At 63.4% G+C, this 26,190-nt stretch carries 24 protein-coding genes; 15 read left to right on the top strand and 9 right to left on the bottom strand.

Going from position 1 to position 26,190, the window contains the following annotated elements:
• Nucleotides 1-3: 3 nt before the first annotated feature.
• From I6F36_RS21845 to I6F36_RS21830, 4 genes are read right to left on the bottom strand one after another with little or no spacing between them, the layout of a single operon-like run.
• Nucleotides 4-1,032, bottom strand: a complete 1,029-nt coding sequence (locus I6F36_RS21845; protein WP_225172120.1) for an ABC transporter ATP-binding protein — start codon at nt 1,030-1,032, stop codon at nt 4-6.
• Nucleotides 1,029-2,018, bottom strand: a complete 990-nt coding sequence (locus tag I6F36_RS21840; protein ID WP_109145421.1) for an ABC transporter ATP-binding protein — start codon at nt 2,016-2,018, stop codon at nt 1,029-1,031. The genes I6F36_RS21845 and I6F36_RS21840 overlap by 4 nt, the downstream gene beginning before the upstream one ends.
• A complete protein-coding gene (locus I6F36_RS21835) occupies nt 2,015-2,923 on the bottom strand; it encodes an ABC transporter permease (protein WP_225172119.1) in 909 nt (302 codons plus the stop codon). The genes I6F36_RS21840 and I6F36_RS21835 overlap by 4 nt, the downstream gene beginning before the upstream one ends.
• The gene (locus I6F36_RS21830; RefSeq protein WP_036014490.1) at nt 2,923-3,864 is read right to left on the bottom strand and encodes an ABC transporter permease; all 942 of its coding nucleotides are present in this window, start codon (nt 3,862-3,864) and stop codon (nt 2,923-2,925) included. The genes I6F36_RS21835 and I6F36_RS21830 overlap by 1 nt, the downstream gene beginning before the upstream one ends.
• 202 nt (nt 3,865-4,066) lie before the next feature.
• On the opposite strand from I6F36_RS21830, the gene I6F36_RS21825 reads away from it, so the two are divergent.
• The 3 genes from I6F36_RS21825 (at nt 4,067) to I6F36_RS21815 (ending at nt 8,622) form a co-directional block, all read left to right on the top strand.
• Nucleotides 4,067-5,101, top strand: a complete 1,035-nt coding sequence (locus I6F36_RS21825) for a LacI family DNA-binding transcriptional regulator (protein WP_162131184.1) — start codon at nt 4,067-4,069, stop codon at nt 5,099-5,101.
• 2 nt (nt 5,102-5,103) lie between these two features.
• Nucleotides 5,104-6,516 (top strand): amidase, encoded by a 1,413-nt coding sequence (locus tag I6F36_RS21820; RefSeq protein WP_225172118.1) that lies wholly within the window; start codon nt 5,104-5,106, stop codon nt 6,514-6,516.
• An 84-nt stretch (nt 6,517-6,600) separates the two neighbouring features.
• Nucleotides 6,601-8,622 carry a YgiQ family radical SAM protein gene (locus I6F36_RS21815; protein ID WP_225172117.1) on the top strand — a complete coding sequence of 674 codons (2,022 nt, stop codon included), beginning with the start codon at nt 6,601-6,603 and terminating at the stop codon, nt 8,620-8,622.
• A 101-nt stretch (nt 8,623-8,723) separates the two neighbouring features.
• Here the strand turns inward: I6F36_RS21815 and I6F36_RS21810 are convergent, their stop codons facing one another.
• A complete protein-coding gene (locus I6F36_RS21810) occupies nt 8,724-9,197 on the bottom strand; it encodes a hypothetical protein (RefSeq protein WP_225172116.1) in 474 nt (157 codons plus the stop codon).
• Between I6F36_RS21810 and I6F36_RS21805 the strand changes: the two genes are divergently transcribed.
• From I6F36_RS21805 to I6F36_RS21790, 4 genes are all read left to right on the top strand, one after another.
• Nucleotides 9,189-9,521 carry a DUF3325 family protein gene (locus I6F36_RS21805; RefSeq protein ID WP_225144961.1) on the top strand — a complete coding sequence of 111 codons (333 nt, stop codon included), beginning with the start codon at nt 9,189-9,191 and terminating at the stop codon, nt 9,519-9,521. The genes I6F36_RS21810 and I6F36_RS21805 overlap by 9 nt on opposite strands.
• Nucleotides 9,522-10,232: 711 nt before the next feature.
• Nucleotides 10,233-11,228, top strand: a complete 996-nt coding sequence (locus tag I6F36_RS21800) for a methyltransferase (RefSeq protein WP_057028272.1) — start codon at nt 10,233-10,235, stop codon at nt 11,226-11,228.
• Between the two features lie 282 nt (nt 11,229-11,510).
• Nucleotides 11,511-12,548 carry a glycosyltransferase gene (locus tag I6F36_RS21795; RefSeq protein WP_346656668.1) on the top strand — a complete coding sequence of 346 codons (1,038 nt, stop codon included), beginning with the start codon at nt 11,511-11,513 and terminating at the stop codon, nt 12,546-12,548.
• Nucleotides 12,549-12,900: 352 nt separating this feature from the next.
• A complete protein-coding gene (locus I6F36_RS21790) occupies nt 12,901-13,947 on the top strand; it encodes a lytic transglycosylase domain-containing protein (RefSeq protein WP_225172114.1) in 1,047 nt (348 codons plus the stop codon).
• A 99-nt stretch (nt 13,948-14,046) separates the two neighbouring features.
• Here the strand turns inward: I6F36_RS21790 and I6F36_RS21785 are convergent, their stop codons facing one another.
• Together I6F36_RS21785 and I6F36_RS21780 are read right to left on the bottom strand one after the other, a co-directional pair.
• Nucleotides 14,047-14,748 carry a formylglycine-generating enzyme family protein gene (locus tag I6F36_RS21785; RefSeq protein ID WP_225172113.1) on the bottom strand — a complete coding sequence of 234 codons (702 nt, stop codon included), beginning with the start codon at nt 14,746-14,748 and terminating at the stop codon, nt 14,047-14,049.
• Nucleotides 14,749-14,820: 72 nt separating this feature from the next.
• The gene (locus tag I6F36_RS21780; RefSeq protein WP_225172112.1) at nt 14,821-16,257 is read right to left on the bottom strand and encodes an aldo/keto reductase; all 1,437 of its coding nucleotides are present in this window, start codon (nt 16,255-16,257) and stop codon (nt 14,821-14,823) included.
• Between I6F36_RS21780 and I6F36_RS21775 the strand changes: the two genes are divergently transcribed.
• Entirely contained in the window at nt 16,247-17,011 is a 765-nt protein-coding gene (locus tag I6F36_RS21775; protein WP_225172111.1) for a helix-turn-helix domain-containing protein, read from the top strand. The genes I6F36_RS21780 and I6F36_RS21775 overlap by 11 nt on opposite strands.
• Before the next feature lie 170 nt (nt 17,012-17,181).
• Here the strand turns inward: I6F36_RS21775 and I6F36_RS21770 are convergent, their stop codons facing one another.
• On the bottom strand, nt 17,182-17,475 hold the full coding sequence (locus tag I6F36_RS21770; RefSeq protein WP_036014479.1) for a hypothetical protein: 294 nt from the start codon (nt 17,473-17,475) through the stop codon (nt 17,182-17,184).
• Nucleotides 17,476-17,935: 460 nt separating this feature from the next.
• Here I6F36_RS21770 and I6F36_RS21765 point away from each other — a divergent pair, with 460 nt between their 5' ends.
• The 7 genes from I6F36_RS21765 (at nt 17,936) to I6F36_RS21735 (ending at nt 25,083) form a co-directional block, all read left to right on the top strand.
• A complete protein-coding gene (locus tag I6F36_RS21765; RefSeq protein WP_225172110.1) occupies nt 17,936-20,038 on the top strand; it encodes a LuxR C-terminal-related transcriptional regulator in 2,103 nt (700 codons plus the stop codon).
• Nucleotides 20,039-20,226: 188 nt separating this feature from the next.
• Nucleotides 20,227-21,090 carry a L,D-transpeptidase gene (locus I6F36_RS21760; RefSeq protein WP_225140578.1) on the top strand — a complete coding sequence of 288 codons (864 nt, stop codon included), beginning with the start codon at nt 20,227-20,229 and terminating at the stop codon, nt 21,088-21,090.
• A 238-nt stretch (nt 21,091-21,328) separates the two neighbouring features.
• Nucleotides 21,329-21,793, top strand: a complete 465-nt coding sequence (locus I6F36_RS21755) for a hypothetical protein (protein ID WP_109145435.1) — start codon at nt 21,329-21,331, stop codon at nt 21,791-21,793.
• Nucleotides 21,794-21,847: 54 nt separating this feature from the next.
• Entirely contained in the window at nt 21,848-22,870 is a 1,023-nt protein-coding gene (locus I6F36_RS21750; RefSeq protein WP_225172109.1) for an LLM class flavin-dependent oxidoreductase, read from the top strand.
• 160 nt (nt 22,871-23,030) lie between these two features.
• A complete protein-coding gene (locus I6F36_RS21745) occupies nt 23,031-23,429 on the top strand; it encodes a DUF2846 domain-containing protein (RefSeq protein ID WP_225114314.1) in 399 nt (132 codons plus the stop codon).
• A gap of 28 nt (nt 23,430-23,457) precedes the next feature.
• Nucleotides 23,458-24,531, top strand: coding sequence for a M48 family metallopeptidase (locus I6F36_RS21740; RefSeq protein ID WP_225147282.1), 1,074 nt, complete (start codon nt 23,458-23,460; stop codon nt 24,529-24,531).
• A 153-nt stretch (nt 24,532-24,684) separates the two neighbouring features.
• Entirely contained in the window at nt 24,685-25,083 is a 399-nt protein-coding gene (locus tag I6F36_RS21735) for a VOC family protein (protein WP_225147281.1), read from the top strand.
• A gap of 93 nt (nt 25,084-25,176) precedes the next feature.
• Here I6F36_RS21735 and I6F36_RS21730 read toward each other — a convergent pair whose 3' ends face one another.
• A complete protein-coding gene (locus I6F36_RS21730) occupies nt 25,177-26,055 on the bottom strand; it encodes a hypothetical protein (protein ID WP_225172108.1) in 879 nt (292 codons plus the stop codon).
• Nucleotides 26,056-26,190 lie beyond the last annotated feature (135 nt).

Raw genomic sequence — 26,190 nt, 5'->3', positions numbered from 1 at the left:
TTTCTAGGCAACTGCGTCGGGGGCTACGGCCCGGCCCAGACCCGGCGCGTCGAAGCGTGGCAGCGATCCTGCGTGATGACAGGCGACGGCATGGCCGGGCGTGACTTCAGTCATCGCCGGCGCCGCTTGCGCGCAAATGTCCGTCGCGAACGGACAGCGCGTGCGAAAGCGGCATCCGGACGGCAGCGAAGCGGCGCTCGGCACCTCGCCTTCGAGAGCCGCGCGGCGGCGCCGGTTGCGCGGGTGGACCGCAGGGACCGAATCGATCAACGCCCGCGTATACGGATGCGCCGGTGCAGCGAACACGGCCTTCGCCGGCCCCTGCTCGACGATGGCGCCGAGATACATCACCGCCACGTCGTCCGCGAGATAGCGCACCACGGCGAGATCATGCGAGATGAACAGATAGGAGATCCCGATCTCGCGCTGGACATCCTTCAGGAGATTCAGGATCTGGGAGCGGATCGACACGTCCAGCGCCGCGACCGCCTCGTCCGCGACGATCAGCGCGGGATCCGCCGCGAGCGCCCGCGCGATGCCGAGGCGCTGCCGCTGTCCGCCCGACAGATGATGCGGCAGACGTGCGCGAAAATGTTGGGGCAGTCCGACCTGGTCGAACAGACGCGCGACCTTCCGCCGTCGCGACACCGCATCGCCGATGCCGAAATTCTGCAAGGGCTCTTCGACGATCTCCGCCGCGGTCATGCGCGAGTTGAGGCAGGCGAAGGGATCCTGGAACACCATCTGCACCTGCTGGCGCTTCCTGCGCAGCGTCTCGCCGGAGAGATTGCCGAAGTCCTCGCCATTGATGTGGACCGAGCCGGCCGTCGGCCGCAACAGGCGCACGACCATGCGGCCGATCGTGGTCTTGCCGCAGCCGCTTTCACCAACGAGGCAGAAGGTACGTCCGCGCGCGACGACGAAGCTGACGTCGTCGACGGCGCGAAGATCGCGCCGGCCGAACAATCCGAACGGCCCCTGCCGTGAGGTGAAGATCTGGGTCAGACCTGAGACCTCGAGGACGGCGCTCATGCCGGCACCATCGCGCCGGCCTTGCCCAGCCAGCATGCCGTCAGGTGCTCGTCAGCGCCCGACAACAACGGCGGCTCCGAGTGACACACCGGCATCGCCGCGCCGCAGCGCTGGCGAAAGGCGCAGCCCATGCCGAGCGAGACGGGGCTCGGCACGCTGCCGGGAATCTCGGCGAGACGATCGCGGGTGCCGCTGTTGAGCTGGTCGATCGCCCCAAGCAGGCCGCGCGTATAGGGATGGGCCGCGGCATCGAAGATGCCGTTGACGCCGGCCTGCTCGACGATGCTGCCGGCGTAGAGCACGACGACCCGGTCGGCCATTTCCGCGACCACCCCGAGATCGTGCGTGATCAGGAGCACGGACGTGCCGAACTCGCGACGCAGATCGTCGATCAGGGTCAAGACCTGGGCCTGGATGGTGACGTCGAGCGCGGTGGTCGGCTCGTCGGCGATCAGCAATGCAGGGCGCAGGGCGAGCGCCATCGCGATCATCACGCGCTGCCGCATGCCACCGGAAAGCTGGTGCGGAAATTCGGAGGCCCGCCGCCGCGCATCCGGAATGCGGACGAGATCGAGCAATCCGACCGCCTGCCGCCGCGCGTCCGCCTCGGACACGCCACGATGCTCGACGATCACCTCCGCGATCTGCTCGCCGACCCGCAGCAGCGGATTGAGCGACGTCATCGGCTCCTGAAACACCATGGCGAGACGGTCGCCCCGGAGCTTGCGCAGTTCCTCGGCGCCGAGCGTGACGAGATCGCGCCCCTCGAAGAGGATGCGGCCGGAAGCGACCTGCATGACGCTTTGGTCGAGCAGGCCGATGATGGAGAGCGCGGTCAGGCTCTTGCCACAGCCGCTCTCGCCGACGAGGCACAGCGTTTCACCCGGGTCGATTGCAAACGAGACGTTGCGGACGAGCGGCACCGGGGCGCCCCGCGTGTTGAGCGTGATGGAGAGGTTCTCGACGGAGAGCAGCGGCGCGTTCATCGCATCTCGCCTCCCGCAAAGCTCGGATCGAGCAGGTCGCGAAGCGCATCGCCGAGCAGGTTGGCGGCGAGCACCGTCATCGCCAGCATCAAGGCTGGGAAGCCGAGAATCCACGGCGCGATCTGCAGGAACTGCCGTCCCTCCGACATCATGTTGCCCCAGCTCGGCACGTCGGGCGGCGTGCCTGCACCGAGAAACGACAGGATCGATTCCAGGATCATCGCGGAGGCAAAGACGTAGGTCGACTGCACCATGATCGGCCCGGCAGCGCCGGGCAGGATGTGACGATGCAGGATGGTCACGGTACGCCCGCCACAAGTGATGGCGGCCTCGACATAGACGCGTTCGCGCAAGCTGAGAACGCTGGCGCGCACCACGCGCGCCATGCGGGGAATTTCCGGGAGGCTGATCGCCGTGACGATCACGATGGGCGAAGCGCCAATCAGCGCCACGAGTGCGATCGCGAGCAGGATCGCGGGGATCGCCATCACCGCATCCATCGCGCGCATTACGATCTTGTCGACGCTGCGGAAATATCCGGCGATGACACCGATGCACACGCCGATCAGCGTGGTGAGAGCCGCAACGGCAATGCCGACCGACAGCGAAACCCGCGTTCCCACCAGCGCGCGGGCAAACACGGAACGTCCGACTTGATCGGTGCCGAAGGGCTCCGCCGGCGACGGCGGCTGAAGCCGGTTCAGCGGGTCCAGCGCAGCGGGATCCGCGGTGATCCACGGGCTCACGACGGCCGTCACGCCAAAGGCAAGCAGCAGAACGCAACTCAGAGCCAGTATGGGCTGGCGAACCGGCAGGCTCGCGATCTGCGCAAACCGGTTGACACCGATGTCCGGCGCATCGAGCCCTTCAGCTGCGTGGGTCATCGCCATCGGCTCGTCCTGCATCAGTACCGGATCCGCGGATCGACGACGGCGTAGAGAATGTCGACCACGAGATTGACGACGACATAGACGAAGGCGAACAGCAGGATCAGGGCTTGCACCACCGGATAGTCGCGCCGGAGAATGGAGTCTGCGGTCAGCCGGCCGAGGCCGGGAATGGAAAACACCGTCTCGGTAACGACGACGCCGCCAAGCAGCGCGGCAAATCCGATGCCGACGACCGTGATGATCGGGACTGCGGCATTGCTGAGCACGTGCCGTACGATGATTTTGCGGGCCGCGAGCCCCTTGGCATGGGCGGTGCGGACATAATCTTCGCGCAGCACCTCCAGCACCGCAGCGCGCGTCACCCTCGCGATCAAGGCGATATAGAGGAAGCTCAGCGAGATCGCGGGCAGCACGAGCGAATGCAGGCAGGCCAGCACGCCCTGCGACAGCGGCTTATAGCCCTGCACCGGAAACCAGTGCAGGCCGAGTGCGAGCGTATAGACAAGCGCGAAAGCGACGACGAAGACCGGCAATGAGAAGCCGAGCACCGCCCCCGCCATGGTCAGGCGCGCGACGAGCCCCCTCGGACGATAGGCGGCGACGAGGCCGAGCGGCACGGCGACGACGACCGCGATCGTGATCGTCATGAGAGAGAGAAGCAGCGTCGGCTCGATCCGCTGGGCGACGAGCTGCGAGACCGGGATGCGGCTGAACAGCGACAGGCCGAAATCGCCGCTCAGGATGCGGCCGGCCCATGCGAGGAAACGCGGCAGCAGCGGCAGATTGAGTCCGAGCGCCTGGCGCACCGCCTCCACCTGTGGCGGCGAGGCGAAGTCACCGGCGATCAGCACGGCGGGATCACCCGGCACGAGGCTGAGCAGCAGAAAGACGAATACCGCGACGGCGAGCAGCACGGGGATGGCCGCGAACAGCCGACCGACCACATAGCCGGTCATGCCGAGCGCCTGCAAATGCAGACCGGCGATCGCCGGACGCCATCCAGCCCACGCACCATTGCCTCCCTGGTCTTAGTTAAACGTTTTTCTAATGAAGCACGGAAGCTGGTCTATCGCAACGGTATTGTACAATTCTCATGCTCTTTTGGCTTGCCTCCAGTCAATCCAACCAATACAAAAACGTTTAACAGGAGAATGGTTGATGCCGGCAGGGCCGTTGCCCACTATCCACGAGGTCGCCCGGCTCGCCGGTGTCTCCGTGGCCACCGTGTCGAAGACGCTCAACCGGTCGGGCAAGGTCAGCGAGCTCCTCCAGGCGCGCGTCAATGCGGCAGCACGCAAGCTCGGCTATGCACCGCATGCCAGCGCCCGCAGCCTGCGCAGCGGCGCCACGCGCATCCTCGGGCTGCTCGTGGCAGACCTCGCCAATCCCTACTTCCTGAAGCTCGTCGAAAGCATCGAGCGGCTGTCGAGCGCCGCGGGCTATTCCGTCATTCTCTGCAACAGTGCCGAAGACCCCGGGCGCGAAGAGCGGCATCTTGCCATGCTGCTGTCGCAGCGCGCCGACGGCGTCATCGTCATCCCGACCCGGCGCGGCTGGAGCGGACGCCAGGCCGCGCTGGCGGACTTGCCGATGCCGGGCATTCTGGTGGACCGACGCATCGAGGGGCTCGACCTCGATTCGGTCACGACCGACAATGTCGCGCTGGGACGGCTCGCGGCCGAACATCTCGACGATCTCGGCCATCGCCGCATCGCCGTGATCATGGGATCGCCCGAGCATCAGATCGCGCGCCACCGCCTCGATGGCCTCAGAAGCGGCCTGGCCTCGCGCGGCACCACCCTCGACGAACGGCTGATCGAGAAGGACAATTTCTCCGAGGCCGCCGGCCATGCCGCCGCAATGCGGCTCCTGCGGCATGCGCAGCGACCGACCGCGATCTTCGCCACCAACAATCATCTTTCGCTCGGACTGCTTCGTGCCATTGCCGAGAGCGGGCTCACCATTCCCGACGACCTCTCCGTCATCGCGGTTGACGAGCCTCCGTGGGCCGGCCTGGTGCGGCCGGGCATGACCATCGTGACGCAGCCGTCCGAGGCGATTGCCCAAACCACGGTCTCGACCCTGCTGTCGCGAGTTTCGGAGGGACGTTCCGGCGTCGAGGGAGAGGCGAGATCGATCCAGCTTCAGCCGGCGCTGGTGGTGCGCGGGTCCACCGCCGCGATCCGGACCTAGAGATGAGTGATGCGCCCAGCCTTGCGCCTTCCACCGGCATTCTTGCGCTGTCCGCCGTCGACGCCATTGCCGAGATTCGCAAAGGCCATCTGTCGCCGCTCGACGTGGTCGATGCCGCGATCGACAGGATCGAAGCGACGGATGCGGGAATCAACGCGATTCCGGTTCGCTGCTTCGAGGCCGCACGGGGTGAAGCACGGCGGCTTATGGAGAAAAAGGCGGCCGGTGAGGACTGGCCCCTGCTCTGCGGGCTTCCGCTCGCGGTCAAGGACAACACCGATGTCGCAGGCGTGCCGACCAGCGGCGGCAGCGCGCTGACGGCCCGCGGCGCCCCCGAGATATCGACTCCCGCGATCGATCGTCTCCAGCGCAATGGCGCCATCGTCGTGGGCAAGAGCAATCTGTCGGAGCTCGGCGGCGCCAACACCACCAACGCGCTGTTCGGCGCGACGCGCAATCCGTTCTTTCCTGCGCTGACCGCGGGCGGCTCCTCCGGCGGATCGGCAGCGGCGCTGGCCGCGCATCAGGTCTATCTCGCCCATGGCAACGATGTCGGCGGCAGTCTGCGCACGCCGGCCGCATTTTGCGGTGTTGCGGGGCTGAGGCCCACACCGGGCCTCGTGCCGAGAAAGCCGCTCTCCGATCCATTCGACACCGTTTTCGTCGAGGGACCGATGGCGCGGACGATTCCCGATCTTGCCTTGATGCTGGATGCGATGGCCGGCTTCCATCCGCCCGATCTGTTGTCGCGCAAGCATCCCGCATCGTTCCGCAACGCCGCCGCACGACCCGGATGGGCGGAGCGAATAGCGGTGTCCGAGGATCTCGGCCTGCTGCCGGTCGATCACGACATCCGTTCCGCCTTCCGCGGCGCGATCGACCGGCTCCAACCCGCCGGCTGCAGGATGAGCGAGACCGCCCCTGATCTCGCCGGGCTGCCGCGCGTGATCCGCGCGCTACGTGGTCTCGCCTATCTTGCCACCTGGGGCAGACTTTGGCCGCAATCGCGCGCGGCCTTCACGCCCGAGGTGGCAGGCGACATCGCCCATGGTGAAAGCCTCTCCGCAACAGACATCGCGGCCGCGATAGAGCAGCGCGCGGCCATCTATCGGCGCATGCAGGACTTCTTCGGCGACATCGACATCCTGATCTGCCCGACCGTGCAGGTCGCGCCCTTTCCGGTCGAGATCATGTGGCCGGCCGAGATCGAGGGGACCGCATCGAAGATCTACATCGACTGGATCATGATCACCTACGTCTGGTCGATCCTCGGCTGCCCTGCGCTGGCGGTGCCCGCCGGCCGCGATGGGGCCGGCATGCCGGTCTCCTTGCAGGTCGTCGGCCCACCGCACAGCGAGGAGCGCCTGATCTCCTTCGCGGCGCGGATCGAGCAGGCGTTTTCCTCGCCATCCTGAGGGAAAGGCGATGTCCCGCGGAACCTGATCTTTCACGCGCCCGTCGGTTGAATTCATCGCCTCGGAGCCCTATGCGTAGGCGCCATGGACACCCAGATGATCACCGCCGAAAAGCCGCTGATGGCCCAGGCGCGCCCGCGCAAGCCGGCGCCGTTCCTCCCCATGAGCCGCGCCGAGATGAACGCGCTCGGCTGGGACGCCTGCGACATCGTGCTGGTGACCGGGGATGCCTATGTCGACCATCCGAGCTTCGGCATGGCGATCATCGGCCGGCTGCTGGAGGCGCAAGGCTTTCGGGTCGGCATCATCGCGCAGCCGGACTGGCATTCGGCGGAGCCGTTCAAGGCGCTCGGCAAGCCAAGAGTGTTCTTCGGCGTCACCGGCGGCAACATGGATTCCATGGTGAACCGCTACACCGCCGACCGGCGCATCCGCAGCGATGACGCCTATACGGCGGGCGGCGAAGGCGGCAAGCGGCCGGACCGCTGCACCATCGTCTACGCCCAGCGCTGCCGCGAGGCGTTCAAGGACACCCCGATCGTGCTCGGCGGCATCGAGGCCTCGCTGCGCCGGATCGCGCATTACGATTACTGGTCCGACAAGGTGCGCCGCTCGGTGCTGGCGGACGCCAAGGCGGACTTGCTGCTCTACGGCAACGCCGAGCGTGCCGTGGTCGAAGTGGCGCACCGGCTCGCGGCTGGCGAAGCGCCGCGCGAGCTCGACGACATCCGGGGCGTGGCGCTGTTCCGAAAAGTGCCGGACGATTACACCGAGCTGCACGCCGACGATCTCGAGTCCGCCGACGAGGGCGCATCGCGCCAGAAGGGCTCAACCGTGATCCGCCTGCCGGCGCTGGAGCAGGTCGAGCAGGACAAGGAAGCCTATGCGCGCGCCTCGCGCGTGCTGCATCGGGAGAGCAATCCCGGCAATGCGCGGCCGCTGGTGCAGCGCCATGGCGACCGCGACCTCTGGCTCAATCCGCCGCCGATCCCGCTCACGACGGAAGAGATGGACGCGGTCTACGATCTGCCTTACGCGCGCGCGCCGCACCCGTCCTATGGCGATGCCCGCATCCCCGCCTGGGAGATGATCAAGTTCTCGGTGACGATCATGCGCGGCTGCTTCGGCGGCTGCACCTTCTGCTCGATCACCGAGCATGAGGGCCGCATCATCCAGAACCGCTCGGAAGGCTCGATCCTGCGCGAGATCGAGCGCATCCGCGACAAGACGCCCGGCTTCACCGGCGTCATCTCCGACATCGGCGGCCCCACCGCCAACATGTACCGGATGGCGTGCAAGGACCCGAAGGTCGAGGCGGCGTGCCGCCGTCCTTCCTGCGTCTTCCCCGAGATCTGCCCGAACCTCAACACCTCGCATGACGATCTGATCCGGCTTTATCGCAAGGTGCGCGAGACCAAAGGCATCAAGAAGGTGATGGTCGCCTCCGGCGTGCGCTACGACCTCGCCGTCGAGAGCCCCGAATACATCAAGGAGCTCGTCACCCATCACGTCGGCGGTTATTTGAAGATCGCCCCCGAACATACCGAGCGCGGCCCGCTCGACAAGATGATGAAGCCGGGCATCGGCGCCTACAACAAGTTCAAGCGCATGTTCGACGAGGCGGCCGAGCGCGCCGGCAAGAAATATTACCTGATCCCCTACTTCATCGCGGCGCATCCGGGCACGACCGACGAGGACATGATGAACCTCGCGCTGTGGCTGAAGAAGAACCGCTATCGCGCCGACCAGGTGCAGACCTTCCTGCCCTCGCCGATGGCGACCGCGACTGCGATGTATCACACCGGCGTCAACCCCTTGCGCGGCGTGCGCCACGGCGGCAGCGACAAGGTCGAGGCGATCAAGGGCCTGCGCCAGCGGCGCCTGCACAAGGCATTCCTGCGCTACCACGACCCCGACAATTGGCCGCTGCTGCGCGAAGCCTTGATCGAGATGGGCCGCCGCGACCTGATCGGCTCGCAGCCGCATCAGCTCGTGCCAGCACATCAGCCGCCCGGCACCGGCAAGGCCGCCGGCACCAGGCGGCCAATGCGGCCCGGCGGCAAGACGCAGCGGTTCACGACCAAGGGCCTGCGGGTGATGAAGTAGCGGGCGTGAGCCGGATCTGGCACGGTTTGGTGTGGCGTCTTCGCGTCGTCAAAACGAAAGGTCGAAAACAACCCCATGCACAGTAGCCGGGGGTAGCAAGATCAACGGCTTACGAGCGCGATGAGATCGGCGCGAACATCGACCGCAAATCGAGGCATGATCGGCCCGGGGAAACGGTCAATTTCCGTTTTTGCGAAATTCGCTTGATTGTCGGGCAAAACAGGCGTATGATGCCACCATCGCGGAACGTGGATGAGACGAACCCGTCCTGCTGCTCCGTATCGATAGCTTGAGCTCACCGCGCCGCGCCCGAATTTCTCCGGCTTGGCTTGCAGGTTCGCGACGAGCGCCCTGTTGCCCGTCCTCAACGCGCTGACGACGCAGCGGCCGCTGTGGCACAGCCTGACGCAAGGCGACTGGGTGTTCGCCGGCATCGACGTGACGTGCTGGGCACTCGCACTGCTCCATGTTGTTCTGGCTGTTCGCACCGCCCGGAACCGATCAATTGTGCAATCGAAGCGCATGCCGCAGGTGCCGGTCGCCATTGCTTCCAGCGGTGCGGCGGAATGATCCATCTACTTGCCCTTGGGCTGTGTCTGGCGGGCTTTGCTGCGCTGGCTTTCGCCACGCACCGCCAGCAGCGCGATATTTTCGGCACGGCGCTGCCGCGGGTGACGACCTATGGACTTCGCGCTGCCGGTGCAGGGGTGCTGCTGCTGTCGCTCGGCATCCTCGTGGCCGCAAAGAGCTGGAGCGTGGGCCTCGTGATGTTCAGCGGTCATACCACGATGGCTGCCGCCATCGTGTTTTGTGCGCTGATCGGGTGGGGAAGACTGGCTGCCCGCACGGCGCGACGTCGACAGAATGATGCTCGCGCCCGCTCCATCACTCGACGTTGAAGGTATTCGTTTCGTGATCAAGCTGGCCAGAAACGGTCGTGGATGCGGCAAATAGATGGTCGTGACTTTGTCTGCTTCTGGTCCAAGCTGACCTTGCCGCGCTGCCCGCCTAGCGTCAGCTTTTGACCCGAAGCCGACTCTTTGTGATCATCGCCTCCAGTCCGCTTGGAAATGCCTGCCAAAGGCGGACCGAACGTCCGCGACGGTGGTCGACTTCGTTAGGCTTTGATCCAAAGCCTCTCGGTGCGAGAGGTGGATAAACCACCTTACGCAACCACGTAAGTCGCACATCCGCAGCGCGAGACCAGATGTCGAAAGGTAAGAAGAAGTTTTGACCATGCACATGCACCTGCGCTTTTCGTCAGCAACTGAATTGCATCAGGTTCAAATTGGGCAAATGCGACCAGAAGCCGATTCCGGGGACATTTACTGATCCTAACGCCAGATTTGGACATATCAGGCGCCCATTGCCCGTAGCGAAAAAGAAGCCGCCGCGCACTCAGGACGACGATCCAGCCTGGGCGATCTCTGCCCGATAGAGGATTACCCGAGTCGATTATTGACCCGAACCGGACATCGACCTGAGCGGGATGTCTACATCGAACGACAAACACTGCACCCTCGGCTAAATTATCATCCCTTAGCGGCACTTCAGGTCGTGATATTGAGACCACGGGCGCCGTGAGGCGGCGGCTGTTTGAAAGGAAAGCTATGTATAGTCCTTCTCAACAACTCATTCACCTGGGCCTTGGCTTCATGGTCTCCCAAGCCTTGCGCGTTGCGACAGATCTCAACGTTGCGGATCGCTTGGTCGCCGGAGAGCGGAGCGTCGACGATCTGGCGGAGGAAACGCATTGTCACTGCGATGCGCTCTATAGGATTATGCGGCTTCTCGCCGCCGAGGGGGTCTTTAGCGAAACCTCGGCCCGCCGTTTCCAACTCACCGAATTGGGCGCAGCCTTGCTTTCCGACGCGCCCTCAAGTCCCCGCGACCTGATCCGAATGATGAACAGGGAGCCCTATCTCGCCTTCGCTCAGCTCACTCATTCAGTGCAAACGGGTTTGCCGACGTTCGAAACCGTATTTGGAAAGCCCAGGTTCGATTGGCTGGCGGACCATCCGGACGCGGCTTCGCTATTCCAGCAGGCGATGATCGCGCTTAGCCAAGGCGCCAATGAAGCTGTAGCAGAGGCGTGTGATTTTGGTGCGTTTTCTCAGATTGTCGATGTCGGCGGCGGCCACGGACAGCTGCTTTCGGAGATCCTAAAGAGACACCCTCACCTTTCCGGCATATTGTTTGACCTACCGGCCGGGGTTGAGGCAGCGCGGGCTGATGCGGCAAGTTTCCCGCCGCAGACCTCGTTCGTGGCCGGCAATTTCTTCAACGCCGTTCCAGCCGGTGCGGACGTCTATATCATGAAAAAGGTCATTCACGATTGGAATGACGAGCAAGCGGTACGCATCCTGCGCAATTGCCGAGAGGTAATGAAACCCCACGGACGAGTTTTAATTGCAGAGACTATTATTCCCCCGGGAAACGAACGAAATACGATCAAGCTAATCGATGCGAACATGCTTGTCGTTACGGGGGGCGTCGAGCGAACCGAGAGCGAATTTGCCGCTTTGCTTGCCGCCGCAGGTCTGCGGCTTGAGCGGGTCATTTCGACCGCCCGGGCGATCTCAGTTCTTGAGGCAAGCCGAGCCTGAAGTCTTCGAAAAAGCATCGGTCATACATGCGCAACGAACCTTTAGATCGTCGAAACCTCTGCATGTCAGCCTTTGGCCCATCGCTGCGGCATTCCATGACCGAGGATATGTCGGCTGTCAGAGGTAGACCGGGCCTAACCTAAGCCGGGCCGGATCGCCGCGATTGACCCATTGCGGCCTCCGTGTTGCCAAGGAGGGGATGTGCCATCGGCAGCGTTGGAGCGGATGAGCTGGCCGGTGCCAGCCGGCCCGGAACCCTTTCAATAGTATTTTCTTGAACAGATGGATCGAGGCTCGATCGTCGGTGGAATCCGACAAAAAATGAGCTCCGTAGACGTCGTTGTTCCCTGCTTCAGGTATGGGCACTTCCTGCGAGAGTGCGTCGAGAGCGTTTTGACGCAATCCGGTCCCGAGTTGCGCGTGCTCATCATCGATGATGCGTCACCTGACAATACCGCGGAAGTTGCGCAAGAGTTACGGTGCTCCGATCCCCGCGTCGATTACCGCAGGCACATCTGGAATCAAGGTCTCATCGCGACCGCCAACGAAGGCATTGCCTGGGCGAGCGCCGACTATATGCTTCTGCTGTCTGCGGACGACTACCTGCTGCCCGGTGCCCTGTCGAGATCGGTCGATCTGATGGACAATCACCCTTCTGTCGCTTTCACCTTCGGAGGCGCGGTTGTTCTAGACCAGCGCGGGGATCATCCATTCTACAGAAACTATTATGGAACGGAAGTGGATCTCCGAACGCGCATCTTGTCCGGACTCGAGTTCATCACTCTTGGTCGTGCACAATGTATTGTGGTGTCACCGACCGTCGTGGTTCGCACGAGCCTGCAGAAAAAACTGGGCGGGTATCTAGCAGACTTGCCCTACGCCTCCGACATGGAAATGTGGATGCGGCTCGCCGCACATGGCAACGTCGGATTCATTGGTGCGGACCAGGCCGTGTATCGATACCACTCAGTCAACATGTCGAGTGAGCCTTCACCGGAGCTAAACCTGCTCCAACGCAAGACGGCTATCGAACATTTCCTGAATGGCGGCGCCGCGATGCTGACAAACGATCTCAGGAACTGGTTGACCCGCCAATTGGCACTTGACGCGATCGTCCGCGCAAGCATTGCCTTCAACGAAGGAGCGATAGACACCTCAGCACGCCTTGCCGAACTTGCGTTGAGTATTGACCCAAGCGTTCAACATTCACGTCGTTGGTGGTTTCTTGCCTGCAAGAAGGTGCTTGGATTGCGAGGATGGCAGCTGGTGCGGCCTTCAGTTGAGTTGTTCAGATCCATCTTCCGGAACGAGCGGCGCTGAGTAGCCGAGCTCGCCGCGACGCATAGGCTGCCCGCTAAAACCACTGGCGCATCATTTCCGCTTCTGGCCCGTAGCCGACGGTTCCGGTGGCTGTAGGGGCGTCGGTTGCGGGGTGTAGCGCGGAAGCCGCTGAGATCGGATCCCATTGGCAGCATATGCGCCCATGGCCGACCCACGAGCGTCCTCCGCCAGGAGCCGCTTGTGGCCTAAGAGGGACATATCGGGTGCGAGGCAGAAAGCCCGCTCTCGTTCACCACATTTAAACCTTAAGTTTCTACGAAGAGTACTCACCCACAGGCCGCAGGACCATGCGAACAACCTTCCTACAGAAGCCATTGGTGGACTTCGGGCAATGAAGGTCTGGCAGACCAGCTGCATCGTGGCTGTTCTCGCATCCGTGGGACTCTTTCTGGCCGCCGCTAACAGACCGGCCGCGACGGTGCCCGATGTCATGTCGCAAGCGGCAGCGAGCATACCGGCTGCAGCGAGCATGGCGGCTCCCACGAACGTGGTGACGCCGGCCGCCTACGCAGAGGCATCCGCCAGACTTGCGGCAGCGCTTCGGGAAGAAAGAGCAGAGCCGCGCGCGGTGATGTCGGCAGGTTCGGCGCCGCCACGCACCGAAGCCGAGATCGTCGATGAACCCGTCGCGCCGAAATTGGCGTCGTTGGGACAGGATGTCGTCCAATCGCTGCCGCCGGAACGCGATGCGTCAAACATTGCGCCGAAAGCGGCGCCGACGCGGGATTTCCGTCATCTGGCCTACTACGTCTGGTCCGAACTGCCGCCCGCCGAGAAACCGGCGGAGATCGTCTTGCGTGCGTTCAGGGATATTCCGCTGGGAACGCCGACCGAAGAAATCAAGCGCGCTGCCGACGCGTTTGGTCTCGATTTCAATTTCATGATGGCGGTTGCCAAGATCGAATCCGGTTTCAACCCCAATCAACGCACCGGGTCCTATATCGGGCTGTTTCAGCTCAGCTATTATGAGTTCGGGAAGTTCGGCTTCGGGCAGATTCGCAGTCCGCGGGATAACGCCGTCGCCGCCGCCTACAAGATCATTACCGAGGGCGTCCTGTTCGAGTGGATCACCCACCGTAAGCCGGACATGAGCGATCTCTACCTGATCCATCAGCAGGGCTGGGAAGGCGCCGCCGAGCACATCAGCCGGCCCGCTCGCGCCGCGTGGAAATCGATGTGCGCCACCAGCGAAGGCAAGGAGAAGGGTGAGCGGTGGTGCAAACGCGCGATTTGGGGCAATGCACTTCCGGCCTTCAAGCGCACCTGGAAATCGGTCGACAACGTGACGTCAGAAGCGTTCGTCGGCATGTGGCGCGGCCGGGTCGCCGAATTCTACACGAAATATGTGGCGACTGCTGCGGCGGCGGCAAACCAATAAGTCGGTCGTCGGCAGCGCCGCGCATGCTTGCTTGTCTTTAGCGCAACTCGCCGGCCGTCGGCCTTTACCCAGGGTGTGTTGGGCCCTCACCTGAACGGGCTATTGAGCCGTGTAAACGCAACGAAACCCGATATAGACCGCGTGAAAGTCGGCCGATTTCCACTGTACGGCTGACGCTTTTGTCTTGTCCGCACCGTACCACCACGACCCGCCGGACGTCAGTGCCTCATCGCCCCGCCGATCCGCGAGCCATTCCCAGACATTGCCACCCATGTCGTACAGACCGTTGACGCCCCGCTTGGTGGTACCCACGGCTGCATGCCGCGGCCAGCGATCTCTATCGGATGTGTTCATGCCATCAGGTTTGTCGCCGACAGGATAAGGATAGGTGCGTCCATTTACGAAATCGTCGGTAGGATTCGCACGCGCTTCGGTATAGGCGGCTCTTTCCCATTCTTCCAGGGTCGGCAAGCGTCCGCCCACGGCTAAGCAGTAGTCACGAGCTTCGTTCCACGACACATGCACCGCCGGCTCATCGTCGCTGCCCGGTTCTCCGAAAGGTGTCGCCCATGTCCAGCCCCGGCGACGGATCCAGCCGCCCGCGAATTCGTGTCCGCCTCCTTCCTGTTCGGCCGCGGTCTTCAGAGCTTTGTCAGCCGCGAAATTGCGAAACTGGCCGATCGTGACCTCGGTCCGGTCGATGGCAAACTTGCCCAGATTCTCGCGTTGGGCAGGATCGGCGAATGCAACGCCGGTAACGGCCATCAAGCCACATCGCAAAGCAATCGAGCGCCATTTCATGTATGAACTTCTCCTGTATTGCTTCCAGGTGAGAAGGGCAGGCGTCGACCCTGCGCGCCTGCCATTCATCGATCAACTCATGCGCTGACGCAATGCCGCCTGCGAACGGCGGATGACGCCCTGGTACATGCTCTGCTTGTCAGGATACCATTGCATCGACGAGAGATTGGCGAAGCCGGGAATGCTTTCCATATGCCGTGCCATCCGCTGCCGCATGGATTGATCCGGCTGAGGACCGCGCAGCGCGCCGACATTCTCGGCCGCGTGATCCGGGTTCGATGTCGCGGCAAGAACGGTCGTCACCGCCGGATGGCCCATGACCCATTTGATGAAGAACTGCGACCAATTCTCCGCAGCGATATCGCGGGCAAAATCGGGCAGCGGCCGGCCCTCGACGATCTTGTGCAAGCGGCCTTTTTCGAGCGGCATATTTGTGAGCACGCCGACGCCCTTGTCGCTCGCCGCGCGAAGGACGCGCTCCTCGGCGTGACGATTGAAGATCGAATAGTTGACCTGAATGATGTCCACCAGATCCTTGTCGATCAATCCTGCGAGAATGTTGTGATAGTCATTCTCGTGGACCGAGGCGCCGACATAACGAATCCTGCCCTCTCTCTTCCATACGCGCAGCAGTGGCACGATCGCGTCGACATTGACCAGGCTGTGGCAGTGGAGCACGTCGATCTTGTCGCGCCACAGCCGAAGCCTCGATTGCTCCATGCTGGCCAAGGCGTGGCTTTCGTCGGCCAGGTAGTCGCCGGTCGACCAGATCTTGTTGCTGATGAACATCTGGTCCGTCACGCCCATCGCGCTGAGAAATCCACCGACGCTGACCTCGCCGGTACCGTAGAGCGGCGATGTATCGATCACCCGGACGCCGGCATCTATATATTTCCTGGTGACCTCTCGCAGCGCGTCGCGATTGCTGCCGGGCAGCAGGTCAAAAGTCAGAAACGTTCCCAGTCCGAGCGCGGGCAGACTTTCGTTGGTGCGGCCGATCGTTCGGGTGAGTACCGGCCCCGCCGCAGGCGCCCGCGATGCAGTGCCGGCTGGCGCTTGCGCACTGGCGCTCGAAACGCCGACCGCAGTTGCGTGAACAGCTGTCACCGCGATGGCGCCCATCGCGGTGGCGGCGCCGAGAAACTGGCGGCGATCGGTCGCCGTCGGCCAATCCTGTGGTGTATCCATTGCAAATCTCCGTGATTTCGCCTGCCGCACTTGGCAGGTCGCCTGCCTATAGAAAGGATCGACCTCTCGCTTTGTCGCGCGGGATTCTGACCAAATCACTCGGATCCTGACGCGACGATGCTCCCTTTCCGGCCTGCAAGGAATTGCGGTTCCAAGCTCGTATGTGTATTCAGGCAACGTCGCTGCGCAGGAAGTCGCGATGCACCGTGTCATTGAGAATGCGTCGACAATCGATCGCTTGAGCTCCCGGCCGGATGGCTGGCGGCGCACCCAATGGGCGAACGGCGCATTCGAAACGGCGTACCGGCCGATGACCTCCATCGTCGAAGGACGCATCCTGTCGCCAAATCACCTCATCATGGCGACCCTGTCCGGCGGCGCCGAGCGACATGAAATTTCGGCCGATGGCGGGCATCGCTATGACGGGCCCGATTTGCCGTCGACCGTTTCATTTCTCCCGGCTGGCTGCGAACGACGGCTTCGGCTTCACAATGTGGGTTGGCGATGGGCAGCGATCGCCCTCGACCCCGCCAAGATTTCAGGAATCGCCGGTGCATCGATCGAAGGACTCGGCCCCCTGTCGGGCTCGGAAGACAGCTTCGTCTGGAACATGCTCGCGGAGTTCGAACGAGTTGACGCGCTGGAGGGAGGTCTCGACGCGATCTATTGCGACACGATGAGCCTTGCTCTCGTTGTATACCTTGCACGCCGATACGGTGGTGCAAGAGTGAAGGATACATCGATCAAGCTGCCGGCGTGGAGGCTACGGCGCGTCACCGAATTCATCGACGCGCATTTAAGCGCGACAATTCGGATTGCCGATCTCGCTGATCTTGCGCAGCTCTCGGAAGGCCATTTCCATCGCGCATTCAGGGCAGCGACGGGGCAGACGCCGCTGGCATTCGTCCATGCGCGGCGAGTCGCAATGGCAAAACAACTGCTGGCGAGCAGCAAGCTTTCGGTCGCGCAGATGGCGCTACGCGTCGGTTTTCTCAGTCCCGCGCATTTTGCCCGCGTCTTCCGGTCAATGACCGGCCAGAGCCCATCCCAATATCGACGCTCATTCCATCTTTGACGGGGGAAGTAGCGCCTGACTGCCAATGGCGGACAACGGCAGTCGGCAAATAGCTGACGACACGCCTCAACCCTGCGTCATGTTCCGACGAGCCCGTGGCCCCGGCGTCAAGACGCAGCGGTTCACGACCAAGGACCCCTGCGGGTGATGACGTCGCGGCGCTGCCCGCGCTACAGCGCGAGCACGACCTCGCCCGACACCGCGTCCGTCACGCCGCGTCCGTTGCCCTGGTCCTCGAGCACCGGCCTGAAACTGTCGAGGGTCTTGATCATCGCCGAGCGTGCCGCCACCAGCGCGTCCTGGCTGGACCACGTGCCGATGAGGCAGAAGGTCTGATCGCCGGTCCTTATGATGACGCCGTGCTCCAGTCCCGGCCATTTGGCCTTGCCGTCTCGGTGCGCATCGAGAAAGGCGCCTTCCTGGCCCGGCTTCACCTTGAACTTGACGACGTTGTAAACCTGCATGACGCGCCTCCGGAAAATGATTGGATGAAAATGCGAGCGCCGTACCAGATCGGGTTCGGACCGATATCTTTGCACCCCCGCAACAAAAAGTCGAAAACAACCCGACGCACGGTAGGCGCGGGCAACAAAATCAGCGACTTAGAGCGCGGCGAGCCGGGATAGATCTCCGCGGCGGACCCGGCTGCTTCAGCAAGCACGATCTTTCGAATGACCGCAGCGCACTCTGCTCATTTTACGAAAGCGTTGCACCGTCGGGCAAAACAGGAACAGGATGGCGCATCGGAAGAATCAAGATGGGCCGACCCCATCCGCTGCTCCGTACTGACATCCCTGGGCTTCACACCTCTGGAACCAACGAGGGTGTCACGCGTTGCCGCGCTGCTCTCGAAGGTGACGCGGCTGAAGCCGGGCCGCCTTTGCTGGGCCAATCAAGACGGGAAAGCCGGGCGAGCCAAACCAGATGCGTCGTATCCGACTCGTGATCGCAGATCGCCGTCCGATCGTCTTGCAGGGTTTTGCCACGCTATTTGCGACCGAACGTGACTTCGAGATCGTTGCGTCCTGCATCAATGGAGCCGATTGTCTCGAAGCCGTCCGGACGTTGGCGCCGGACGTCGCGCTTGTCGAGGATGGATTTCCCGATCTGACGGCCGCAGCCATGCTGGCCGCCGTCAACGCCGAAAGCCTTCGCACACGGCTGGTCTTCTACACCGCATCGATCGCACGCGGCGATCTCGCTGCGGCCGTCGCAGCGGGTGCCTGCACCGCCATACCGATGCGCGAGGAGCCCGAAAACCTGTTGCAGTCGCTGCGGCTGGTGGCGCCGAACGCGCACCCGGCGGCCCGCAAGACAGGCAATGGCGCGTCTGGCGAAAATGGCCTGGCAGCGCTGACCGACCAGGAGCGCAGGATCATGCGTCTGGTCGCCAGCGGCATGTCGAACAAGGAGATTGCGCGCGAGCTCAAGGTCGCCCCAGGCACCATTCAGGCGCGGATCGATCACATATCCGCGCGGCTCGACATCAAGGGCCGGACGGAGCTCGCAAGCTTCGCCCTGACGCGCCTTTACGGCGGGGTCGGCGCGCTTGCAGCTCTGATTTGGGCGGCGCTCGAGGACGTTCGATCCGCCGGCGCGACCGAAGTCGATACTGTGGATGCCGACACTGTCACGGTCATGACCGCAGATGGCACCGGCGCGATCGTGACCATCAAGATCACCTCCGCAAAAACGACCCCTGCTCCGGGCAAGATGGCCAGAGCCGTCCGTATCGAGAACTCCCCGACGGACATGCCGACGCGGGCCGCCAAGCTCATCGAATCCCGAGCCGATATTGCTGGCAGCACGATCACAGTGCCGCCAGTCAACCCTGCAAGGCCGGGCTTGAGCAGCGCCGGCACGTTCATGATGACGGCAGTCGGAGTCTCGCTCCTGAGCAGTCACGCCCAGGCGTTCACTGCTTGGGAAAGACTGAGCGATGTCTTTGCGTGGGCTGACGCGAACGCCCCCCGCGAGTTGGTCGCCCTCGATAGTCCCGGCAGGCCCGATCTCGACGGCTTCGACAAGCTGCCCTGGCTCGATCCCGACACACACCATGAATCATTCGCGTTGGAAGCTGCCCGAGGCGACGCCATGGCCAGAGCCGACGAGGTTCAGATCATCGACGCGGCCGCGCGCGAGGACGGCTTCGGCGACAACGGCAACCCTCATATCGGATCCGGCGCCATCGACGCTCTGAGTGATCATGGCGGCTTGGAACAGGCGGCCGCAACGGGCGCGAGGAATGCCGAACGCGGCACGACACAGGCAGCGGCGATCGACGCACGCGATCATGGACAAGCGCAGCGCGATTTGCACGCTTCGGAAGACGGCGCAGCAGCCGGCAAGCCGGAGACCGAGCACGGGCCACCCGACCACGCATCAAGCCAGGGAAAATCGCACGCTTCGGAGAAGGATGCAGCAGCCGGCAGCAAGCATGCCGAGCTCGGCCCGCCGGAGGGCGATTCCGCTCGTGGACAATCGCAGCGTGATTTGCATGGTTCGGAAAACGGTGCAGCGGCCGGAAAGCATCAGGACAAGCAGGGCTCGACCGGGCACGACTCCCATCATGGACAATCGGATCACGCTTCGGAACCCGGTTCCGCAGCTGCCAAGCAGCTTGCCGACGATGACGGACCCGCAAGCCATGCCAATTCCGGCCAATCGCAGCGTGACTTGCGCCAGGCGCATCCAAACGCTTCTCAAAATCCGCATGCAGAGCCGGGCCAAAAGGCTGACGGCCACGACCCGGCGAACCACGGCGCCGGTGCAGCACAAGCGGCTGCCGCGCCCGGGGCCGGAGATTCCTTTCATTTCAGGAACGATATGCCATCGGCCAAGGGTTCGGATCATCGCGAGAGTGGCTATGGCACCGACACGGCAGAACACGGCCCGCACCGCGCCGGACATCCCGAACTGTCGCTGATCCCAGATGCAGACCTGATTGGCCATTCGCACGCGGAGCAAAGCGCCGTTGATCACGCGAGGGGCGTTGAGCATCATCCAGTGCATGATTGGTTTGTGTAGCTGACCAAGCAGAAGCTGCCAAAGCAAGAGGACGAATGACGCCGCTTCGCTCGACGGTCTCCCGCGCGGCCGCCGCGGGCTCAGCCGGCGTTAACCATGGTCGACGGTTCCGGTCCTAGCGAAATCGCTTCGAAGTTTCTTAAATCTTGCTGGGTACTCCTCCTGGGCGTGGCGACCTGGGAGAAGACATGAGCAAGCGGGCCAAACGCCGGAAGGTCGAGACGATCGCACTGCCGATGGCAGCGAGAGTCGGAATTGGCGCCGTGGCCATCGCAGCATTGGGGTATGGCCTGCTGGCTCGCCCGGGAAACGTGCAACCGGTGCGGAAGCCGTCCGCGCCCCAGGCCATGGCATCGTCAACGCCGGTCTACGTGGCACCGCAGGTTCACGCAGCAGCGCCCGCGCCGCCCCCGGTTCCTACTCCGGCGCCGCTGGTCGAACCGCCCAAAGCCGACGCCGAAATTCCCGGAGCCTTGGTCCGGCAGGTGGTCGACTATGCCAGCCGCCAGACGCCGGGCACCGTGATCATCGATACCAACAACACGTTCCTCTATCTCGTCCTGAGCGACACGCAGGCGATGCGCTACGGCATCGGTGTGGGCCGCGAAGGTTTTGCGTGGTCCGGTGAGCAAACCGTGGCGCGCAAGGCAGAATGGCCGGATTGGCGCCCGCCTGCGGAGATGGTCTCGCGTCAGCCTTATCTGCCGCGGTTCATGGCGGGCGGTCCCGGCAATCCGCTCGGCGCCCGGGCGATGTATCTCGGCGACACCGAATATCGCATTCACGGCACCAACAAGCCCGAGACGATCGGCAAGCGGGTGTCGTCCGGCTGCATCCGCCTGACCAACGAGGACGTCGTCGACCTCTATGAGCGGGTGAAAGTCGGCGCGAAGGTGATCGTGCTTCCGACGAATGCGGCCCGTCGACCGTCCCAGGGTACGCCGCCCGATGCCGCATCCCGATCTCCGGACCCGGCCTCGCCGTCGAACCGGCCGTCGGCAACGAGCGCACAGGTGCCATCACCCGGACCGAAGATCGCCGAGGTGCAGTAGTTCGGTCCTTCCTCCTGGCTCTGCCCCGAGGACAAAGAGCAATTCAAGTCGTCACTTCACGTCGGTAGCCACGGCCGAACAGACCATCTTGCGCGACCAAAGCCGGTCTGCGTTGGCAAGATGCGGCACCGAATTAACCCTATCGACAAATGATTGCCGTTGGGCGGCGGCCGCCGGCAAAGTTGCCTCATTGACGCGCAGAATTTTCAGCGGCGCTAACCTGGGTCAGAGGCGCGTTATGCTGAGAATGGCGTTGTTGGGCCTCCTCATCCTGTTGAGTGTGGGAATGCTGTCGGCCATGGAGCTGAGCGCTCCCCCGCGTCGCATCGCCGCCACGGTCCAGCCGCCTGCCGAGCAGAACGCAAGCATCCCCGCTTCGCACGATGCGCTGGCGAAGGCCGACCGCCTCGAGGTTGCCGCTGAGAGCCGCGCGATGCCGACACAGACCGCTTCGGTGGATAACCCGGTTGCTCCGCAGGACGTGCATGTCCGTTCATTCGCGCCGACGCCGATCGTCCGTCCGCGCAGCAAACCGAAACGGATCGCGACCGCTGAACCTCCCAAGCCGAAGCCAAAGGCATTTGGCGTCAAACGAGCCGCCACTGTTCAGCGCGCAAAGGCCGCCAACGAGACCGAGCAGTGTCGCCTCAAGGCGTTCGGCGGCCTGCTCAAGGCTTTGAACTTGACCGGCTGCGAAATCTGAGGCCGCCTCCAGGAACGTCTCGCAAACTCTTCCGATCAGCCATATGTTGCCCGCATGAAAAAGATCGGATTTCTCTCCTTCGGGCACTGGACGCCCTCGCCGCAATCCCGGACGCGCTCGGCGGCGGATACGCTGCTGCAATCGATCGAGCTGGCGGTCGCGGTCGAACAGCTCGGGGCCGACGGCGCCTATTTCCGTGTTCATCATTTCGCGCGGCAGCTGGCCTCGCCGTTTCCGCTGCTCGCGGCCGTCGGCGCCAAGACCAGCCGAATCGAGATCGGCACGGCCGTGATCGACATGCGCTACGAGAACCCGCTCTACATGGTGGAGGACGCCGGCAGCGCCGATCTCATCGCTGGCGGACGGCTTCAGCTCGGCATCAGCCGCGGCTCGCCCGAGCAGGTGATCGACGGCTGGCGCTATTTCGGCTATCGGCCGGCCGAAGGCCAGAGCGACGCCGACATGGGGCGGCGCCATGCGGAGGTCTTCCTCGACCTGCTGCGCGGCGAAGGATTCGCCGAGCCCAATCCGCAGCCGATGTTTCCCAACCCGCCGGGGCTGCTGCGCCTGGAGCCGCATGCGCCCGGCCTGCGCGAACGGATCTGGTGGGGCGCCGGCTCGAACGCCACCGCGGTGTGGGCGGCGAAGCTCGGCATGAACCTGCAGAGCTCGACGCTGAAGAACGACGAGACCGGCGAGGCCTTTCACGTGCAGCAGGCGGCGCAGATCCGTGCCTATCGCGCGGCGTGGAAGGAAGCAGGCCACAGCCGCGAGCCCCGCGTCTCCGTCAGCCGCAGCATCTTCGCGCTGATGGACGATCGCGACCGCGCCTATTTCGGCGGCGAGCGCGGCAGCGAAGACGAGATCGGCTTCATCGACCCGCGCACGCGCGCGATCTTCGGGCGGAGTTATGCGGCCGAGCCCGACGTGCTGATCGAACAGCTGCGCCAGGACGAGGCGATCACCGAAGCCGATACGCTGCTGCTGACGATCCCGAACCAGCTCGGGGTGGATTATTGCGCGCATGCGATCGAGGCGATCCTGATGCATGTCGCGCCGGCGCTGGGGTGGCGGTGACCTGAAAGGCGTGACACGACCGCAAGTCGTGATTGACTTCATGCACCACCGACGCCAATGATCCCTCGGGGCATTGTTGGACTGATCGGGGGGTTGAATGGGCTTGCGTCCAGGAATTTTCGTTGCAGCATTCTTGCTAGCGGGGTGTGCGTCAGGGCCGATGGGCAGCTCGGCGCTGACAGAGAACGTCAAGGCCAACACTGCGCGGCTTGTCATCTATCGCTCGTCCGCCCTCGGTTTTGCGATCCAGCCAAATTATGCGGTCGATGGAAACGTCGTTGGAGGCAGCCAGGCTGCAGGGTTCGTCGCCTGCGAGCTGCCTCCGGGCCGCCACGAGGTTGCGGTCAACAATCTTCCACTGAGTACCAACCTGTTCGGGCAGGGAAGCGAGAAAGTGAGCCTCGATCTGCGCGCCGGCAGCACCACCTACCTCTCCGCCCAGCCACAGGTGGGAATCATCACGCCCGGTGCGATCACGTTGGTTCAGGTCACGGAAAGCCAGGGTCGTGCCGACGTCGCCAGCTTGCATCAGAGCAACAGCTCATGTGGCAAGGCGTGATCTGAGGCTCTCCGCGGCCGAAACGCGGATGAAACGCCTTATTCTGCAAATCGTCTTGCGCCTTGGTCGCTATGCGGTGCTTCCCGTCGTCGCGCTGGCATGCACGATTCTCGCCATCTGGCTGATGATCATGGACCGCTACACGATTGCGGCGCTGGCCACGGCACCGATTGTGTTCACAAGCTCCATGGCCACCATAGCACTCGCAATTGGGCTCCTGTTCCTGCCTTCGCGCAAGCATGGCGGTTTCGAAGCCGACGAACAGACCGCCCCGGGGCTTTGGGCCGCATGGAGGGAGCTCGATCGCAGTTTTGTCAGATCGAACCGCACTCTGCTGGTCGACACCGATTTCAACGCTTCGATCTCGGAAGAAAGCCGGTATGCGGGCGTGTTCGGACAGCATGTCACGATGACCATTGGTCTGCCATTGTTGATGATCCTGGACCAGCGATCGGTTCGTGCCGTTATCGCTCATGAAGTGGCGCACGCCCGGCTTCGGCACACTTCGGGAGGCACCAACCTCGCCGATTTCATGGCGGCCGCGGAGAACGTTTTCTTCTACGCCGATCCGGAGCACACGATTACCGGATACATTGCTCGCATCCTACTCCATTCCCTGCTCGAAAGGCTGGAGAAGGAATACAAGGCATTGTCACGGGAGAACGAGCTTGCCGCCGATCTGGAAGCGGCCGAGCAGGTTGGACGCGAGGAGATGGCACGCGCGCTGGTGATGATGGAGGTTTGTGGAGCACGTCTGGCCGATCTCGTCTTCGCTCCCCTGCAGAAGGAGGTGCTCGGCGCAATCAAGGCGCCATCGCCGCCATTCGCGCGAATCTTAGATCAGATTCCAGCTATAAGAGCGCCGGGATTCATGACCGCCGCCGTCGCCAGTCTGAGCCGCCAGCACGATCCCGATTCGACACATCCGCCTTTTGGCCAGCGGTTGGCCAGCCTCGGATACATCGACGTACCTGACGTTGGCGAGATAAAAATGTCCGCGGTTGACCAACTTCTCTCACCGGACGCTGCCAACCAACTCACCTTACGATTCGATGAGGAATGGCGGAAGAAGGTCCAGGAGTGGGTCAGCGTCGGCAGATGAACGTGCGGGCTCTGGCCGAGCGAACAATTGCTCGACGATCTTCGTGTGTCCGTGCTAGCGCTTGGGACCGGCGGCAGGATCACGCGAGCTGGACAGTGTTATGCTATCCTGTCTCCTCCACAGCGAGCTTGCCGCCATTCGCCGGGTCGCGCGATGAATCAGCGTCTGTCACTCGTCAGTCTCGTGGTCGCCGACTATGATGAAGCGATCGCCTTCTTCACGCGCGCTCTGGATTTCGAGCTTTGCGAGGACACGCCGCTCGGCGGCGGCAAGCGCTGGGTGGTGGTGCGGCCGCGGGGCAATCCTGGTTCTGGCCTGCTCCTGGCGCGAGCAGACGGGCCGGCGCAGACGGCGCGCATCGGCGACCAGACCGGCGGGCGCGTCTTCCTCTTCCTGGAAACGGATGATTTCGAGCGCGATCATGCGCGCATGGTTGCCGCCGGCGTGCGTTTCGTCCGGCCGCCGCGGCACGAGGCCTATGGCGTCGTCCCGGTTTTCGAGGACCTATGCGGCAACCGCTGGGATCTCATCCAATCGACCAGCCGCAGTTGATGCCCGACGCCGCCGGTTCCGCCTGCCTCGCGCTTATCTCGACCTTGAGGCGCATCGTCGATTGGGGCGTATCACGTCTCGCAGCCGAGGTGCTCAGACCATAGAAGCGACTTTCGGAAAGAGCTGGCTGAGCGCATCGGCATTGACGCCATCCGCGCCGCGCCACCAGATGACCGGGTAGGCCCAATCATTGGTGTGATCGGGAGGCCGGTCCCGGAACTCATCCGGCGTAAAGGCCTGCAGGAAGCCGCTGCGGCGCGCCGGCTTCAGGACGCCGCAATAACCGAGAATCTGGATGAGAACGCACCGCTCGGCTCGGTTCGACTTGAGCACTTTGCCGATGCGCTTCTCCAGCTCATTCGGCCTTGCGTCCGGAGGGAGGCCAGAGGCGATGCCGACGATCTCCGTCAGAATCGAGCAATCTTCCTCCGTCGGCTCGACCAAATCAGCTTTTTCGAACTGCGCGAGATCGAACCAGCAGTACAGGGGGTCGACGTGACGAACGCCGCCCCATTTCCATCTCTCGAAGCTCAGCACGTTGAGATCCTCTTGCGCCGGGCTCCCGTCACCGTAGCGCCCGCAGATGCGGCAGGGCAGCCGGCGGCCGAGCGCTCGAGAGGCCTGTTCCCGAAGCCCATGAAGAGGGAAATATGCGGCACAGGAGAAGCTGCCCAGCGCCGAGCGCAAATCGAGCCGGCGGGTGCTGAGACTGGCAAGGAAGGCGTTGGCGGCCCGTTCCAGATTCACCCGGGGACGGATAGAGACGAGCCGCGCGACGATGTCGTCATGCGTCACGGCGACGGGATCGAACATGTAACCGGCTTGACGGGCATACTCGAAATCCGCCTGATCAGTCGCCGCGCTTTGCTTCCAGCCCTTTGGCGACCAATAGGCATTGAAAAGGATCTGAAGGGCTTTCCTGTCGTGAGGCACGAGCCGTCTCCTACCCATGCCGTCGCGGCTCAGTCGCATCGGCGACCGTTGGATCGCCTGCGCTTGTAACCCACTCACCGCCCCCGTCGGAACAGAATTGCGAAGCCGTGCACGGCCGAGCCCGCCCGACCGGCGTGCGACCTCTGGCGATCGAGCGGCCGTGTCATACCAGCC

It is taken from the genome of Bradyrhizobium sp. BRP19 (genome assembly GCF_020194195.1).
GTDB lineage: Bacteria > Pseudomonadota > Alphaproteobacteria > Rhizobiales > Xanthobacteraceae > Bradyrhizobium > Bradyrhizobium yuanmingense.
This window is presented reverse-complemented; position numbering and strand designations above follow the sequence as displayed.